This window comes from Agarivorans sp. QJM3NY_30, assembly GCF_050870855.2.
Lineage (GTDB): Bacteria > Pseudomonadota > Gammaproteobacteria > Enterobacterales > Celerinatantimonadaceae > Agarivorans.
Genome location: NZ_CP194038.2, coordinates 3,409,079 through 3,425,253, shown reverse-complemented (window position 1 = coordinate 3,425,253; position 16,175 = coordinate 3,409,079). Strand labels below are relative to the sequence as shown.

Here is a 16,175-nt window from a genome sequence, read left to right as displayed (position 1 = left end):
GGTCATCCAATTGAAAAATTCATTCATGAAATCAGACTATTACTCAGTGTTTGTAATAGTATCAACATTGAATGCAAATAAGAATGATTTTTATTTGATATTTGTAGTGGATCTTAAAAAAGGAGTTTTTAGATCATTTTCGCCAGATTTATTTAATCGTACCGTTTAAATAAATCGGCTGAACGAGTTTATGTGACGCTGACAATATAGTTATTTTAGTCATTACTTTACAATTCGCATGAGAATGAAATGTGAAGAAGACTAGGGTCGCTTCATGTTTCGTGGTTCATTTTGTTCGAAAGAATATAGAAGTTGAGCTTAACCTCAGCGGTATTGCTTAAGCCGTTTTGAGTGTAAAGTTTGGTTGAATTGCTTGTTCTTGAGATATCACGCACTGCACCGAAACTTCCGTGGATAAACATGCAAGCAGAAGGGATCATCATCTTCAACCTTGAATAGCCTGAGGAGGCGATTAAACAACATGCCCCGAGTCGATCATTTTTCACAACGTATCGAGACCGAATGGAAGAGAGCCCAGTGCCGTCAAGCGAGTTTTAGTTTTTATCAAAGTAGCGACGCAGAGAGTCTTGCTCGTTGGGCTTCTGCATTTGCCGAGCAACAACAGTTATCGTTGAAACTGATTAGCCTGAATCAGCAAAGTATTTACTCTCCTTACCGAGCCTTGTTTGCCTTGTTTATGCATCAGTTGCCACAATCTAATTATTCAGTGGCAGCCTTAGTGAAGCTTGCAACTGATTTTGTTCCCTTACAGCAGTGCTTAAGTGGGCTATTAACCGGAAAGATTCATCCTCGAACTGAATTATTGTTAATGGATGATTTGTATTTTGAGCAGCGAGCTTTACAGCAGGCTATTTTACGTTTAGTCGAATTGCTGTTGGATGAACCTTGTATTTTGGTGATGACGGGTTGGCATTTCGCTTCTGCTTCCGCGATTCAAACTTTAATCGGCTTAGTCAATCATCAACTGAAAAATCCAATTATGGTGATGATAGAGGTGGATACCCAGTATGCACTTAGTCATCGCCAAGATGACGAAGCATGGGAAGGTTTTCTTGATTGGTTGGATGATATGACTTTGTTGTATCGGGTTCCTCCGAGTCAAGCCTTATTAAAGCCGATTTGGCACTATCGGGAACAGGGTGAAGTCTCGATGCAATTAGTGGCAGAGAATATCCAGAGTATGGCGTGGCCAGAAGCTGAAGCTGCTGCAAGGGTGTTGCTCGATGCGGGGGACGTAGCAAGCCCGGCTGTTGAACAGTTACAGTTACAACTTGCTGAAGCCTTACTTTATCAGGGAGAATTGAATGAGGCGGTGACGGAATTAGAGTTAGTATCGGTTTCTGAAGCGTCTCCCTGTCGCACGGATGATAGGGTAAAGCAGCTTAACTTACTGAGCCTAAGTTTAGTCCAACAGCAGCGTTTTGAAGAGGCAATGCAGTATTCAGAAGCCGCTATCGAAGTCGCAGAGCAGGCGGGTCATGGGCGGCTATTGGCTCAATCTTGGTTTGTGAATTATTACGCCCATGATAAGTCTTCGACACCTGTACAGCTAAAGCAGTTTGAGCTGCTTGATAAAACATTGCATCGTTATCAGATGAACTGCTCCCGATTATATGCTCTACGTAATTACTATACCTATTTACGTTTTTATGAGGAGCTGGAGGCAACGCTGGCACTGGAGTTTACTCAGAAAGCGGTTAATTTAGCGCGTAAAATTGGCCATCATCAAGGTATCGCCGCCAGTTATCATAGTAAGGGGATCATCTATTCCTATGTGGGCCGTTATCATGCGACTTTTCGATGTTTTGCGATTAGCTCTCGGATCCGGGAAGCATTGGGGGAGGCCAGTGAACGGGTGCGAATGTATAATGGGACTGGTTATTTTAACACCTTGCTTGAGAAGTATCCCGAAGCGCAACAACAGTATTTGGCCGCCTATAATATTATTCGTCATAGTGGCGATTATTCAGAGCTGGTGGCAACTCTTTACAATTTTGCTTGGTTGTATTTTTGTACTCGAGATTATCAGCAAGCCAGTGACGTGCTTGAGCAGTTGGTTCGGGTGTGTCGGATTAGGCAAATGACTCACTTCCCATTTCGTAACCTCTATGATGTATTTAGTCTGAAAGGTTTTTGTCATGCGAAGTTAGGTGAGTTAGCAAGAGCTCAGCAATGTCTAGAGCGGATGCAGGGGCTACCGTTTAAACCCTCTAGCACGGGTGAGTTTTTAATGAGCTTGCTACAAGGCGCTTTATATGTGGCAGATGAGCGCTTAGATGAAGCTCGGCAAGTATTTGAAGCTGCCCCCGCCATTTTGGGGGACGTAGTGGATATGGATACTCGTTTATTGCCGCAATGTAGCTGTGAATTGCTAGAAGTGTATAGTCGTCAGGGGGATTGGCTAGGCTGTGAACGGCTATTAAGCCAAAGCTTAGCGATGTGTGAGTTATTAGACTTACCTCATTTTTCCCAAATTTTTATCGATATTCAGCAAGTTATCAGTCAGCGAAACGTCTTTTATTCTCGACAGATTAAAGCGGTCCGTTTATTACCGGTACAGCTTTATCTCGAAGACTTGGTGCGAAATGCGAAGCAAGGGATGCAGTTACGCCAAGTGCAACAGCGTTTGCGAGAGATGCAATTGATTAGTCGAATGCAATCTCTTCCAGAGCGCTTTGACAATAGTCAGGATCTAGCCAACGAAAGCTTGAAATTAGTTTGTGGTAATTTCACGGTACAGCGAGGCATGATCCATTACCTAAACGTTGACCAGTGGCAGGCGTGGACCGAGGGTCATAGTTTGCCAGACTCTCAGGTACAGCAATATCTTCATAAGATTAAAGAACACCAGAACATTTGGGTCGAAAATAGTTTCTTCTCTAAGGGAGAAGATGGCAAGCGTGCCACCTATAACTCGCTGGTGTGTTTACCTATTTTTGTGGATGGGCACCTTTATGCGGCAATGACTTTGTGTAACGTCAATAGTAATCGCTACTTCGATCGTCAGGATCAAGATACCCTGCAATTGGTGAGCCGACAGCTTGGCAGTCAATTACAGCAGCTAAGGCATCGAGAAAATCTGTTAAAAATGTCGACCACCGATCCTTTAACGGGCTTGTTTAATCGTCAAGCCCTATTGGCTCGCCTTGAACAAGAGTTAGTCATTTGTGCGCAGCAATCTGGCAGTTACTATTGCTCTTTAGCCTATATAGATTTAGACAATTTTAAATTTGTGAATGATTTGCTTGGTCACGATGTGGGGGATCGCGTACTTTGTGCGTTTGCCGAGATACTGATTCAAACGATGCGAGCCAGTGATATTGTTGCGCGTTGGGGCGGGGATGAGTTTGTTGTGGTATTCCCAAATGTGAGTCACAGCCAAGCGAAGATAAGCGCAGAGCGTTTATTAGATAACTTACAATTACACCATTATTTAAAACCACAATTAATTGAGTGGGCCGACAGCGTTGAGTTAGTGGAGAATCTACCTGATTTAACCTGCTCCATCGGGATTACCGATTGCGGTGGTATGGTGCATACGGACTTAAATGAAGCGTGGTTGTTAAAACAAGCAGATAAAGCTTTGTATAAAGCCAAGGCCGAAGGAAAAGGCCGGGTGAAAGTGATCAGTCGATGAAGTCGGCTAGGCGATAAGCAACGCTTTCATTGCGGACTAACGCCACTCAAAGTTTGGCAATATATTGGTCGCTTATCGCTCGCTTCATTTACCATAAATGAAACATAAGCTTAGTTTGTTCAAACAGCGTGGTGCTGCCAACCTTGTATTTGCCTAAGCCCATCTTTAAACTGTTGATTATCTCATTATTTTTATGAAGGTTTGTGATAGTCATTACTCATCTTTTGGGGGATAGTGAGTCATCGACCATTCATGTGTTTGAACATAGGGAATCTTGTGGCAGTGACAGTTGTACAAACTTTGCTTGTTGGAATTGGTGCAGTAGCGCTCATTGCGTGTAGTGTTAGCATGAGTAAGCAATTCAAAAATAATCATATTCCAGCGATAGAAAAAAACCCATTAAAGTTCTTCTATGTTCGCTACTTTGGTGAACCCAAGTGGGCCGACCAAGCGGCCCAGGCAGCAGATATACCGCGCCAGTCTGTCGATAGCCAATTAATTAATCGTGTTGATGAGGCGACCAAAATTACTTGGTTAGGCCACTCTAGTTTTTTGATTCAAGTTGCTGGAGTGAATTTTTTGACCGACCCGGTGTTTAGTGAACGAGTTTCACCGATGTCTTTTGCTGGACCGAAGCGCCTTGTCCCACTTACCTTCGATTTAGAAGATCTACCCAATATTGATTTTGTGTTGATATCGCATAATCACTATGACCACTTAGATGAAAATACCATTAAACATTTGGGGAATCGGACCAATTACTTTGTGCCTGAAGGCCTAAAACCCTGGTTTGAAAAACAAGGAATCGATGCTCAGCGAGTCAATGAACTTGCTTGGTGGGACCATCAAACCTTTGGTGCGGCGAGTATTACCGCAACCCCGAGCCAGCATTGGTCTGGAAGGGGGGTATTTGATCGAAATAAAACCCATTGGGCAAGTTGGCTAATTGAACTGGGCGGCAAACGTTTATGGTTTGCTGGTGACACCGGTTATAACCCTTATGATTTTAAAGAGATTGGCCAATGGGCAGGCGAAATTGACGTAGCCTTGATTCCTATTGGGGCCTATTCCCCTAGGGGTTTTATGAAAGATCAACATGTTGATGTGGCAGAGGCGATAAAAGTGCATCAAGATGTGCGTTCAAAATTATCCATTGGCATGCATTGGGGGACTTATCCATTGACTGCCGAACCAGTGATGGAGCCTGCTGAACTGCTGGATAAACTGACTCAAACGCAATTGGATGATAATAGCCAGTTTATCCATATGGCGATTGGTGAAACCCGAGTCTTTGAGCGAGAGTGATTTGCTTGCCGAGATTTGTTGCCTTGATTTTAGGTGTGCTGCTGGTGGCCCTATAGAGGGGCGAAGTCAATCATCCAAATTGATTTCGAGTTTCCGTCTCTTAGGGTAAAATCCCCTGCTGTTCCAATAGATGAGATATGTGGCGATTAATATTAAAATATTATCCGAAACTGAAGTCAGCTGTTCTAATTGCCATGCTTGCTGTTGTCGATTAGAAGTTATGATTATTAGCGACACAGGGGTTCCCGACCATCATATTGTTGTTGATGAATGGGGCGGTGAAAGCATGCTACGTTTAGATGATGGCTGGTGCTCAGCGTTGGATCGTGAGACTTTACTGTGTTCTATATATGAAAACCGGCCTTGGATCTGTCGCGAATTTGAAATGGGATCCTATCAGTGTCGAAATGAGAGAGCGCTATCGATGCTCACTTGATTTCCCATCGAGCTAGAACACAAAGTTCATTTATTTTATCAAGCATTTCACGACAGAAGCCTTGCTGGATAGTCCATTCGAAGTTTATGTCGGCATTTCAGTTACAAAGGATGATGTTAAAACATTCCGCAGGATGCACCATTTCGCTTCGAGCGATGGAGCGTGAATGTGGTATGGAGATGAAATGAAAGAAAGCTGTTTGTGTAGTGAAGTCTCATTTATCTTGTCTGGAGAGTTACCTGCGATTTTTGTCGTTGTTGTGGAAGCTCGGGTCCAAATACTTCATCGGATTTAAAGTTCGTTTGGGGGCTGCTTGGTTTATTCTCCACACGGATCAAGGTAGACGTTGCAGCTTATGTTTATGTTGACTCAAGAGCTGATTGGAATTCTGATTTTTTTGGGGGGATTCTGTACCCAAATTTAAGAGATGCCAAGTGAGCAAGCGTGGTTAGCGCTGCGCAATAAAAATATCTCGAACAAATAGCCCGTAATGTCGCACCAACAAGGGCCAATTTTTACTTAATCTAGCGTATGTGGTCCCTATAAACAGGCGATAGCCAAAGTGTTTGCTCTTAGGCGTGGCATTCGGTGAGTTAAAACGCTGTTTCCATACCTTTGCCCATCATATGAATTAAGCCTTTATCTCAGTAAGAGCTTATCTAATTAGAGTGATCGGTTCTCGATGACGACCGCCCTATGCCAGCTTGTGGTTCCTGGAGTGAGTCAACTTTTTTGGGGGAGTTAGTAATGATGGGTAAGTTTATTAAAATAAAGGATATTTTTTGCTACGGAAGTTTGTTTTTGTGAATCAATTCAAATCATATATAGAAAAACCAGACTTCGATCTTCTTTTTTAAAACCGCTTTTTAATAATATACAACCATCGTTTCTTAAAGCTGTACCGATATAGTTAGCTGAACTGGGTCGTCATTGGTCATTCAATGGCCAACCGTAAAAGTGCTAGCGATGTTTTATTTTGTACAGAGCATTTGTCGATTATTTCATTGGCTGTGGTAAAGCAGAGAAGCTTGTCGACGACTAAACATAAGTATTTGGAGAAGCAGAATGAAGTTGGTTAAAAAAACTTATTTAGCCCTGATGCTGGCAGCCGCTTGCACTGCAAGTTCGGCTTATGCAGAACAAGCCGTGACTTGGGAAAATAGTGACTTACATACGGTTTCATTGATCATGAGTGAGCCGATGATGAAAGTCGACGGGAGTTATCATGAGCTACTGGATGCTTATTATCTAAAACCACTGATGACTAAAGAGAAGGTGGTGATAGCGCCGTTAGACGATATTTTTGATGAATTAAACGGTGAAATGTCTTTTGATGGTAAGACGGTTGAGTATCGTTTAAATAAAAAAGTTGTGTCGATGGTGCTTGATTCTGCTGATGCTGTAGTGAATGGTAAAACGGTCAAGGCTCCAGCCGCACCCCAGATCATAGAGGGGGCCTTGTATGTGCCATTTCGCTTTGTATTTGAAGGACTCGGCGCTAAATATACTTGGAATTCATCTAGACACATTGCCGAAGTAACGCTACTACGCCCTAGCGGTACCATCTTTAAAGCGCATAAGGGCAAAATTTCGGCCAAGACTATTCTCAAACAAAAACCAGAGTGGTTTGCCTCTAAAGAAGCGAAGAATGTGGCAGAGGCTATGCTAGCTAACCAAAATGTAGATGGCGGCTGGTTTAAGATTGGTAGCTCTAATGATTTATCGGTTGCTTATGATCGTGATACTTTTCCCACTTATCGTCAGAAATCTACGATTGATAACGATGCCACGAACTTGCAAATTGAAGTGTTGGCGAAGATTAACCAACAGCATTCAGAGCAACGTTTACAAGAAAGCATCATTCGTGGGGTTGAGTATTTAATTAATGGGCAATATGACAACGGGGGTTGGCCACAATTCTTCCCACAAACTCGAGGCTATCATCGTCATGTGACGTTCAATGATAATGCTATTTCTAATACGCTCAATATTTTAGAAGAAGTGGCGAATAAAACTAAAGATTTTGCTTTTGTTTCTGATGACCTAGCGACCCGCGCGAAAGCCTCAATGAATAAAGGGATCCGCTTTATTCTCGATAACCAAGTGGTCGTGAATGGCGTGAAGACCGGATGGTGTGCCCAATATAATGTGGATACGCTTGCCTGTGAACGCGGTCGCTCATACGAGCTTGCATCAATTAGTGGTGATGAGAGCGTGAAAGTGATCAAATTTTTGATGAGCATTGATAAACCATCATCAGAAGTTGTTGATGCGATTAATAGTTCTGTGGCTTTCTTGAAGTCTCAGAGCATTAAAGATAAAAAATTAGTGAAGACCAAAGACGACACTCTTGAATTTGGTCGCAACCGAATTGTGATTGATAAACAAGGTAGCACCGTATGGCCACGTTTTATCAATACCGAAACTCTGCAACCGCTATTCTCTAATCGCCAAGGCGATCACTTGGATGCTTACGAAAAAGTAAGCTACGAGCGTCGGGTGAAATATAGTTGGTTGGTAACGTCACCGGGTAAATTAATTAAAAATAATTATCCTAAATGGCAAGCGAAATACTCGCCTAAGGTGAACGTTTTAGCTGAGTAAATAGAAAGACCTTAATCCTGTTCTTTAATCCTTGTTCCTGTGTTAAGTAAAAGCTTTAAGCCGAAAGGCTTAAAGCTTTTTTTTGTGAAATAAAGCGCTGTGATGGGCCTTGTTTTTAAAGGCTATAGCGTAACTTCAGCTGATTTGGATGCGGATTTAGGTAAGCCTGCATCGCAACATAGTGATTAGGGTGCTCGCGCAAGTAGTGTTGAATTAAACTAATCGGAACCAGTAAGGGAAGTAAGCCTTCACGGTACTGGTGGATCCGTTCACTCAGCTCTTGTCTTTGTTCGGGATTTAATTCGCGTTTGAAATAACCTTGCAAGTGCAGCAATACATTACAGTGATTTTTACGGCTGCAGTTGTGTTTAAGAATTGCCATAAACTGAGCGATGTAGGCGTTAAAACCGCTCTGGTCATGATTACCGTTTAGATTCGCGACTAAGGGACCCAAATGACGATATTTTTCTGGGTGGTGGGCCATCAATAGGTACTTGAATTTTGCATGAAAGCGCTGTACTTTCGCGACACTCAGGCCCTCGTCGGCCAAGCTTTTCCACTCATGGTAAGCAAACACTCGGTTAATAAAGTTTTCCCGAAGTAAGGGGTCATTCAGCCGGCCATCTTCTTCTACAGGAAGCAAGGGATAGGCCTGCATTAATTTAGCGGTGAATAGGCCGCTGCCATCTTTAGTTGCGTTGTTCTTCTGCGGATGATAAACACTGACTCGTTCCATGCCACAGCTTGGTGATTTAGCGCAGACGATATAACCGCTAAGATGACCGAGTTGCGGCAAGCGACGCTCGGTATAATCATGCATTTTTTCAGTGACATCGAAGCTGCCATCACTGGCCTGCAGACTGATCCGCTGGTCATCCTGAACTAAGCGAATCGCTTTGCGAGGGCTACCCATGCCAATCGCCATCTCTGGGCAGGTGGGCTCGAAGCTAAAAAACTCAGCCAACTCGACACGACAGAAGCGTGATTGCTTATGTCCGCCGTCGTAACGAACTTCTTGGCCTAATAAGCAGCTACTGATGCCGACGGAAATTTTGTCGCTAGAGAATCGGTTCATGATGCTTTCCCCTGGTTGTCTTCATTCTTAATACGCAAGTGAGCGTGGGGCGATCACTTTACGCTGAAAAAAATTCGATCTTTGGTCGTGTCTGTCTATCCTAGTTGTTGATTCAGTTTGGCTGCGAGCCGGAGGCCAGCTTTGACGATTTGTAATTCTAGGCTTGCCCGGTGACGATTAACATATGACTGGCCAAGTCGAGGACTAGAAAATTGATAGGCCTGTGGCACCAGCTGACGAGTCTCGGCTATCCACTGAGGATAACTTAAATGAATCTCGAAAGTTTGTTTGGAATAGTGTTTGATGAGCCACTTGGCATAGTTCTCAGGGGAGTCGTAGCGGGTATTTAATAGCTGACTATCCCAGACTCGATGGAGGTTTGAGGGCTTACCGTACCAGCTAATTTTGCGGGTATTTCCGCCGCGATCTTGGGCATAACCAAGGTGTAAGGGTTGGTGAAGATCGGCGAGTAGGTGTACATAAAACTTTAAGGCTTGCTGTTGTTTGTTGTGGCTCGCTGCTTGAGCGAGTTGTCGCTCGAAATACTCGAGCTGGCTGAGCACATCACCTTTTGCTGAGCGCCGTTGTTGGGCAAGAGTTTTACCCTTGTCTATATTCAGGTAATGCCAAGGTCCGGTATGTTGCCATTGTTTTTGGTCACGAATTTTATCGGCCCAGCTTGCGACGTCGACCAGTGACTTTCCATCTAGAATATCGCTCACCCGTTGAGTGACGGTAGGCGTTAAATTCTGTTGGGCAATATAAGCCACTAACTGATGGCCCAAATGACCAAAAGCAAAACAGGGAAAAGAAATCAAGCAACAGCACAATAGCAGATGAAAACGTTTCAAGTTGCGACCTCAATGTCGCTAACAGTTCACTCGAAAGCTGTTAGCGAGCGTGATTGGGATTTACAGCAAGTCTAAAATGGTTTCTGCTTTACTTCGCTCAAAACTTTTTGCTTGTTCAACATTCACCGTTGTGACCGTTAAGTCGTCGATAATCAAGGCATAGCGTTGTGAACGAATACCGCCAAAACTAGCGGTGTCCATTTCTAGACCTAGCGCCTTGGTAAAGCTCGCATCTCCGTCGGCTAGCATCATTATTTGCTCAGCATTTTGCGCTGTTCCCCAGGCTTGCATTACAAAAGCGTCATTCACTGCGACACAGGCGATAATATCCACACCTTTAGCCTTGAGTTGATCGGCTAAGACCACAAAACCTGGTAGATGGGCTTCGGAGCAGGTGGGCGTAAAAGCACCGGGTACCGCGAATAAAACCACTTTTTTGCCAGCAAACAATTGATTCAGCTTATGGGTTTTCATACCGTCGGTGGTTAATTCGCTTAAGCTAGCTTCGGGTAACTTTTGTCCAACTTCGATCATGCTGACTTCCTTTTAGATTGAATCAGGTGAATACTCGATTGCTAAGACTAGAGCCTATTCTTGAGTTGGGCAAGCAAGTCTTGGCTGGGATTGAGACAGCAGGCCAGTAACTGATGATTAAGTTGTTCGAGTTGGGGCAGGTCTTGACCAATCAGTTCTAGTTTGTTGATGGTATTGGCAGGTAAGTATTCGATGTGAGTGTGTTGTCCAAGGCGATTCAGTAACAAGCTTCCTTGGTCACATTGGCATAGGACTTTGGCTCGAAGTAACTCTAATGTGTTAATAAATGCAGCTAGTTGTTGCGCTTCAAAACGATATTGTGCAGGAAAATGCCAGCCGATACTGGTATATCCTTCAAGGTGCTGAACCTTGCAGATAGCTTTAGTTAGCGGGGCTTGTTGATCGTTTACGGCTGTGAGCGCTTGCTCTTGTAGAGATCCATCGATTGAATTTGAGCCTAGACTGAATGGCTCTGGTTCCTTTGCTTTAGGCCCGTTTACATCTAAATAGTTTAGAGCTAACTTTCCTCTACGGATTGCGAGTAAGGGGGTGGCAGATAGCCCGAGCTGCCGAAGAAAAGCTTGCAGTTCTTCTAGGTCCTTCGATTGATAGCTTTCGCTTTTGCTGGCAAGGATCAGATCTGCAATTGCCAACTGTGCTGCAAAATTGGGGTGTGAGGTATAGCGAGGGTCGGTAATTACTCGAGCATCTACTAAGGTGAGTGTCGCCGCGAGCTGTAAGTGTGCTTGAGCACTTAAGCTTTGCAGGCGTTGCCGAATTTGTTTGGGATGGCCGAGGCCGGTCGGTTCGATTAATAAACGGTCTGGTTTTGCCGTTCGTAATAGTTGTGTCAGCGCCACCTGAAACGGCACCCCTGCAGCGCAACATAGGCATCCTCCGGGGACTTCTTTGATGAATACCTTTGAGTCGGGGTCTGCGGCGGAAATGAAGTCGGCATCGAGACCTATTTCGCCAAATTCATTGCTTAAAACGGCCCAACGTTGCTCTGGAGGCTTGTTGGCTAGCAGATGTTTAATTAAGGTAGTTTTGCCTGCACCTAAAAATCCAGAGATAAGATTGGTTGGCACCGCTTTAGTGATGATTTGCATATAACTTTTACCTAGAGATCGACAGCGCCAATTTATAATGCAGCGTTTAGTCGATTATTCTTTCATTAGGGCTGACTCAATGCCGCTAATTTATCACAGATGTGCGCGCCAATTGGAAATGCTGAGGTTGCCGCAGGTGAGGGTGCATTACAAACATGTAAGCTACGTGCGCTTTGGGCAAATAAAAAGTCATGTACTAAGGTGCCATCACGAAGTACAGCTTGGGCGCGGATCCCGGCTGGGTAGGGGCCAAGATCATGGCGCTGTAGGCTCGGGCAGTATTTACGTACACGCTGCAAATATCCAGATTTAAAGAATGAGTCTTTGGTTTCACTCAAGCCACTGCGAAAGTGTTGTTTGGCGACCTTCCAAAACCCACTGAAAGCTAGCATTTGCTTGATATCACAAAGATTAAATGCGCCTTTTTGATAGCCTTCGCGAGACCAACCCTGAACTGCATTAGGCCCCACCGTAATGGAACCGTTGATCATCTTGGTGAGATGTACGCCCAAAAATGGAAGTTCTGGATCGGGGATCGGGTAGATCAGGTGTTTAATGAGTTGATTATGGCGCGCAGTCAATTGATAGTACTCACCGCGATAGGGAATGATTTGAAAATCGATGTCTATGTCTAACATTTGGCATAAGCGGTCGGCCATTAAACCACCACATACGACTAGATACTGGGTATCAATGCTCGTTTGTTGGGTCGTAACGCGGATCCTGTGGGGATCTTCGTTTAATTTTATTACTTGCTGAGCGAGCTTTATTTCACCGCCTAGGTCTTGAAATAGTTGCGCTATTTTAAGGCAAATTTGTTGGTAATCGACAATCCCTGTGGCGGCTACTTTGAGAGCGGCTAAGCCGCAAATGTTCGGTTCCAATTCCCTGAGCTGTTGGCCATCGAGTCGTTCAACTTGAATGCCATTCGTTTGGCAGCGTTGTTCGAGTTCCTGCATTCTACTGAGTTCTAGGGGATTACTGGCAACTAACAGTTTTCCACATTGTTCTACCGGAATATGATGCTGCTTACAAAACGCGAGCGTTTGCTGGTGGCCTTGTTTACAAAAGTTGGCTTTCAGGCTGCCCGGTTGGTAATACACACCCGCATGGATCACGCCGCTGTTATGTCCCGTTTGATGCTGCGCCAATTGAGTTTCTTTTTCGATTAGCAGGATCTTGGCTTGCGGGTGGTGTTGCTGAAGCTGCCAAGCGGTAGAAAGTCCAACAATACCGCCGCCGATAATGATGTAATTGTACATTTTAGTTACTTTCCGTTTCGAGCATCATGCTGTCATTGTGCCCGAGCACTGCTGTTGATACAAAATTAGTGTGAGCAAGATTAAAGGATACAAGATGTTAATGATTATTGTTTAAGGCAATGCTAAGGTGAATTTATCGATGAGGAGTTTCGTTTAATGATCGACTTTACGATTTGGCATGGTTTGTTGCTGTTGGGAGTTGGCTTGGTAGCAGGGGTCATCAATACTTTAGCGGGGGGCGGCTCAAATTTAACGCTACCAGCCTTAATGGTCATGGGAATGCCCGCCGAAATCGCCAATGCTACTAACCGTGTTGGTATTTTTTTACAATGCCTCACGGGAGCCTTAGGTTTCAAGAAACATGGTCAATTAGACATCGAAGATGTGGTCCCTATCTTGTGGCCAACCATGGTGGGGGGATTATTCGGGGCCGTTGCTGCTTCTTATGCCCCCAGCTGGATCATTAAATATTTGTTGCTCGGTGCGATGTTGACGATGGCTGGACTGATACTGATTAAACCCAGTGTCGTTGCTGCGGAACCGGGAACCCAAGCTAAAAAAGTAAGGCAGACGCCCGCCGCCAAATGGAGTCTGGCCTTGTCTGGTTTTTACGGGGGCTTTGTTCAAGCGGGCGTCGGTTTCATATTGGTCGCGGCCTTAGCTGGCAGTCTACGCTACGATTTAGTGAGAGCAAATGCACTTAAGTTAGTTTGCACTTTGGCATTTACTAGCATTGCCTTGGTGATCTTTATTGTTCGTGACCAAGTGTTGTGGTTACCAGGGAGCGTATTAGCGGTGGGTTATATCATTGGCGCGCATTATGCGGTTAAATTTGCCATTAAGGCTGCCCCCACAACTTTGAAGTGGTTTTTATTTGTGATGACCTTAGTGGGCTGTATTGCGGCGCTTTGGTTTTAATTTGGAAGCATGCTCATGAATCGTTTGTTACTGGTTTGCTTTAGTCTGCTGTTGATGTCTGCTTGCACTGCTAAGCCTGAGGGTATAGAGCCTGTAGACAACTTTGATTTGTCTCGTTATCTGGGGACTTGGTACGAAATTGCGCGCCTCGATCATTCCTTTGAGCGAGGCTTAAGCCAAGTGACTGCGACTTACAGTTTAGCTAGGGATGGCCGAGTGAGAGTGCTTAACAAAGGCTTCTCTGAGCAAAAACAAACTTGGTCTGAGGCGAAGGGCATCGCCAAGTTTGTCGATTCACCAAAGGTTGCGCATTTAAAAGTCTCTTTCTTTGGTCCTTTCTACGGAGCCTATGTGGTTTTTGTATTAGATAAAAACTATCAATATGCGTTGGTTGCTGGACCCAATCGAGATTATTTATGGATTTTGGCGCGTCATCCCGAGATCTCTCCTCAGCTTCGAATTGATTTATTAAAGAAAGCCAAAAGCTATGGTTTTGATACCAGTCAATTGATTTTTGTCGAACAACGCCGGCGACGATAAATCATTGTTGAATCAAATTTGGTGCTATTCCTGAGCTGAGAGCTATGCGCTTTATGAGCAATATAACAGTGTTGCATATTTTGATTTAGTCACGAGGGAACCATGATGTGGACTAAAGGTTTGGTTATACAACGTATTGATTGGAATGAACAATTATTTAGCTTACGGATAAAAGCCGATATTGAACCATTCACTGCCGGCCAGTTCATTAAGTTATCGGAAATGCGAGATGGAAAACGTATCGCTCGAGCTTATTCTTTGGTGAATCCTCCTGACAGTGATTATTTAGAGGTTTTAGCCATTAAAGTTGAGCAAGGTTTATTGTCGCCCAATCTACATTCCCTGCAGCTTGGCGATTGTATCGAAGTATCCAGCAGAGCCTCAGGCTTTATGGTTTTAGATGAAGTCCCTGAGGGGAAGCATCTATGGCTGCTCGGCAGTGGGACGGGGATTGGTCCATATTTTTCAATGTTAGAAACTGCTGCGGTATGGCAGCGCTTTGAAAAAATTGTATTAGTTTATGCCGTCAGTTACGCTCAAGATATCGCCTATCAACCGTTGATTGATAAATATAAAGCTCAATATGCAGAGCAATTTATTTTTCAAGCAATGGTGACTCGCGAAGTTTATCCTGATGCACTCAAGAGTCGTATTCCTTTGGCGATCGCCAATGGGGCTCTGGAGCGCGCCGTTGGTTTAGAGTTTAAGGTAGACAATTCGCAAGTGATCATCTGTGGAAATCCTGAGATGATCGCGGATGCACAGCGAGAGCTAGAGCATAAAGCTTTGATTAAAAACCTGCGCAGGAAGCCCGGACAGATCACCGTAGAGCGCTATTGGTAGTGTGGATTGACTTTATTGTGATAGAATCGCTTGAAAATTACACTGCGTTTACAGCTGCATTCAGTTTTGCGGCATGTAAAGCAAAGGAATCATTTGTCAGCTTTTTTTACACTTAGCGTTTAAAATATCAGGTTTGGTTTGTAAGTTATTGTTTAAATAGATTAATTATAGTTGGCTTGAAATTTGCTTTGTATGAGGCAGTAAAAGATTAAATTTTAATAGCAGGATGCTAGTTGGGAGGCGTTGTGTTTAAACATATTTTGTTAGTAGCAAGTTGTGCTTTATCTTTGTCGGCTGTTGCTGCAGAGCAAGTGTGGGATTTCGATGATGGAACTCTGTCCGGAACAAATTATGGCAATACGCTAGATTTAGATGGTTTGAGTGTTCAAGGTTGGTCCGATACCGGGACTCGTCGCGAAGATGAAACCTTAGCGAATACTCGATTGAGTTATAGCGATTATTGGGGCCTGATGTCTAAAAATCAGGACGAACGCTCTGGGTCACCGAGCCATGCTATCGACAGCTTTGGTAATGACCATGACATGGTGCTATTAAGCTTTGATCAGTCAGTTAACCTGTCTGGTTTTACGCTTGGTTGGGCCTATGAAGACTACGGTTATAGTTCATCAAGTAGTGCCGATGTGAGCGTTCTCGCCTATTCCGGTAGTGATACGCCAGTTTTATATGGCCAAACTTGGGACGATTTGGCTGGCTTGGGTTGGACCACCGAAGCGGAAGTTGCGGATGCAGATGAATTTGCCTATCAGGCCATTGATTCCAGTGCTAGCTCTAAATACTGGTTGATTGGGGCATACAATCCGATATTTGGAAGCTTAGGTTGGTCTGATAACAACGATGCCTTTAAATTAGCGGGGGCTAAGGCGACTCCAGGTGAAGATCCTTTACAACCAGCAACCAGTGTTCCTGAACCTGGCACGGTGATGTTGTTAGCCATGGGTCTATTTGGACTTGCTTTACGTAAGAACAAGCGCCAAGCATAATTTAACTGAACTCCTTTTTAGTTTAAAAATACGAAATAC

General features: G+C 44.1%; 14 protein-coding genes. 9 read left to right on the top strand and 5 right to left on the bottom strand.

Annotated elements, in window-relative coordinates:
- Positions 1 to 481 precede the first annotated feature (481 nt).
- The 5 genes from ACRRSX_RS15580 (at position 482) to pelA (ending at position 8,003) form a co-directional block, all read left to right on the top strand.
- Positions 482 to 3,658: a diguanylate cyclase gene (locus ACRRSX_RS15580; protein ID WP_432452288.1), complete on the top strand. Its 3,177-nt coding sequence runs from the start codon at positions 482 to 484 to the stop codon at positions 3,656 to 3,658.
- Positions 3,659 to 4,006: 348 nt separating this feature from the next.
- Positions 4,007 to 4,963 carry an MBL fold metallo-hydrolase gene (locus tag ACRRSX_RS15575; RefSeq protein ID WP_432452289.1) on the top strand — a complete coding sequence of 319 codons (957 nt, stop codon included), beginning with the start codon at positions 4,007 to 4,009 and terminating at the stop codon, positions 4,961 to 4,963.
- A 130-nt stretch (positions 4,964 to 5,093) separates the two neighbouring features.
- Complete coding sequence (locus ACRRSX_RS15570; RefSeq protein WP_432452290.1) at positions 5,094 to 5,399, top strand: YkgJ family cysteine cluster protein; 306 nt, start codon at positions 5,094 to 5,096, stop codon at positions 5,397 to 5,399.
- A 166-nt stretch (positions 5,400 to 5,565) separates the two neighbouring features.
- Positions 5,566 to 5,694, top strand: coding sequence for a hypothetical protein (locus ACRRSX_RS15565; protein ID WP_432452291.1), 129 nt, complete (start codon positions 5,566 to 5,568; stop codon positions 5,692 to 5,694).
- Positions 5,695 to 6,464: 770 nt separating this feature from the next.
- Positions 6,465 to 8,003 carry a pectate lyase gene (pelA, locus tag ACRRSX_RS15560; protein ID WP_432452292.1) on the top strand — a complete coding sequence of 513 codons (1,539 nt, stop codon included), beginning with the start codon at positions 6,465 to 6,467 and terminating at the stop codon, positions 8,001 to 8,003.
- A 115-nt stretch (positions 8,004 to 8,118) separates the two neighbouring features.
- Here pelA and ACRRSX_RS15555 read toward each other — a convergent pair whose 3' ends face one another.
- The 5 genes from ACRRSX_RS15555 to lhgO form a co-directional block, all read right to left on the bottom strand.
- Complete coding sequence (locus ACRRSX_RS15555; protein WP_432452293.1) at positions 8,119 to 9,078, bottom strand: YbgA family protein; 960 nt, start codon at positions 9,076 to 9,078, stop codon at positions 8,119 to 8,121.
- A 95-nt stretch (positions 9,079 to 9,173) separates the two neighbouring features.
- A complete protein-coding gene (locus ACRRSX_RS15550; protein WP_432452294.1) occupies positions 9,174 to 9,929 on the bottom strand; it encodes a S1/P1 nuclease in 756 nt (251 codons plus the stop codon).
- A gap of 60 nt (positions 9,930 to 9,989) precedes the next feature.
- Positions 9,990 to 10,463: a peroxiredoxin gene (locus ACRRSX_RS15545; protein WP_432452295.1), complete on the bottom strand. Its 474-nt coding sequence runs from the start codon at positions 10,461 to 10,463 to the stop codon at positions 9,990 to 9,992.
- A 47-nt stretch (positions 10,464 to 10,510) separates the two neighbouring features.
- Positions 10,511 to 11,572, bottom strand: coding sequence for a CobW family GTP-binding protein (locus tag ACRRSX_RS15540; RefSeq protein WP_432452296.1), 1,062 nt, complete (start codon positions 11,570 to 11,572; stop codon positions 10,511 to 10,513).
- Positions 11,573 to 11,637: 65 nt separating this feature from the next.
- Positions 11,638 to 12,834, bottom strand: a complete 1,197-nt coding sequence (lhgO, locus tag ACRRSX_RS15535; protein ID WP_432452297.1) for an L-2-hydroxyglutarate oxidase — start codon at positions 12,832 to 12,834, stop codon at positions 11,638 to 11,640.
- A 156-nt stretch (positions 12,835 to 12,990) separates the two neighbouring features.
- Between lhgO and ACRRSX_RS15530 the strand changes: the two genes are divergently transcribed.
- The 4 genes from ACRRSX_RS15530 (at position 12,991) to xdp1 (ending at position 16,136) form a co-directional block, all read left to right on the top strand.
- On the top strand, positions 12,991 to 13,752 hold the full coding sequence (locus tag ACRRSX_RS15530; protein WP_432452298.1) for a sulfite exporter TauE/SafE family protein: 762 nt from the start codon (positions 12,991 to 12,993) through the stop codon (positions 13,750 to 13,752).
- A 15-nt stretch (positions 13,753 to 13,767) separates the two neighbouring features.
- On the top strand, positions 13,768 to 14,292 hold the full coding sequence (locus ACRRSX_RS15525; protein ID WP_432452299.1) for a lipocalin family protein: 525 nt from the start codon (positions 13,768 to 13,770) through the stop codon (positions 14,290 to 14,292).
- A 105-nt stretch (positions 14,293 to 14,397) separates the two neighbouring features.
- Positions 14,398 to 15,135: a ferredoxin--NADP reductase gene (locus ACRRSX_RS15520; RefSeq protein ID WP_432456159.1), complete on the top strand. Its 738-nt coding sequence runs from the start codon at positions 14,398 to 14,400 to the stop codon at positions 15,133 to 15,135.
- A 245-nt stretch (positions 15,136 to 15,380) separates the two neighbouring features.
- On the top strand, positions 15,381 to 16,136 hold the full coding sequence (xdp1, locus tag ACRRSX_RS15515; protein ID WP_432452300.1) for an exosortase-dependent surface protein XDP1: 756 nt from the start codon (positions 15,381 to 15,383) through the stop codon (positions 16,134 to 16,136).
- Positions 16,137 to 16,175: the final 39 nt, after the last annotated feature.

Bases quoted from the DNA above. Each gene is read 5' to 3' on its own strand.
- ACRRSX_RS15580 (WP_432452288.1), top strand. From the start codon at position 482: ATGCCCCGAGTCGATCATTTTTCACAACGTATCGAGACCGAATGGAAG.
- ACRRSX_RS15575 (WP_432452289.1), top strand. From the start codon at position 4,007: ATGAGTAAGCAATTCAAAAATAATCATATTCCAGCGATAGAAAAAAAC.
- ACRRSX_RS15570 (WP_432452290.1), top strand. From the start codon at position 5,094: ATGAGATATGTGGCGATTAATATTAAAATATTATCCGAAACTGAAGTC.
- ACRRSX_RS15565 (WP_432452291.1), top strand. From the start codon at position 5,566: ATGTGGTATGGAGATGAAATGAAAGAAAGCTGTTTGTGTAGTGAAGTC.
- pelA (WP_432452292.1), top strand. From the start codon at position 6,465: ATGAAGTTGGTTAAAAAAACTTATTTAGCCCTGATGCTGGCAGCCGCT.
- ACRRSX_RS15555 (WP_432452293.1), bottom strand. From the start codon at position 9,078: ATGAACCGATTCTCTAGCGACAAAATTTCCGTCGGCATCAGTAGCTGC.
- ACRRSX_RS15545 (WP_432452295.1), bottom strand. From the start codon at position 10,463: ATGATCGAAGTTGGACAAAAGTTACCCGAAGCTAGCTTAAGCGAATTA.
- ACRRSX_RS15540 (WP_432452296.1), bottom strand. From the start codon at position 11,572: ATGCAAATCATCACTAAAGCGGTGCCAACCAATCTTATCTCTGGATTT.
- lhgO (WP_432452297.1), bottom strand. From the start codon at position 12,834: ATGTACAATTACATCATTATCGGCGGCGGTATTGTTGGACTTTCTACC.
- ACRRSX_RS15530 (WP_432452298.1), top strand. From the start codon at position 12,991: ATGATCGACTTTACGATTTGGCATGGTTTGTTGCTGTTGGGAGTTGGC.
- ACRRSX_RS15525 (WP_432452299.1), top strand. From the start codon at position 13,768: ATGAATCGTTTGTTACTGGTTTGCTTTAGTCTGCTGTTGATGTCTGCT.
- ACRRSX_RS15520 (WP_432456159.1), top strand. From the start codon at position 14,398: ATGTGGACTAAAGGTTTGGTTATACAACGTATTGATTGGAATGAACAA.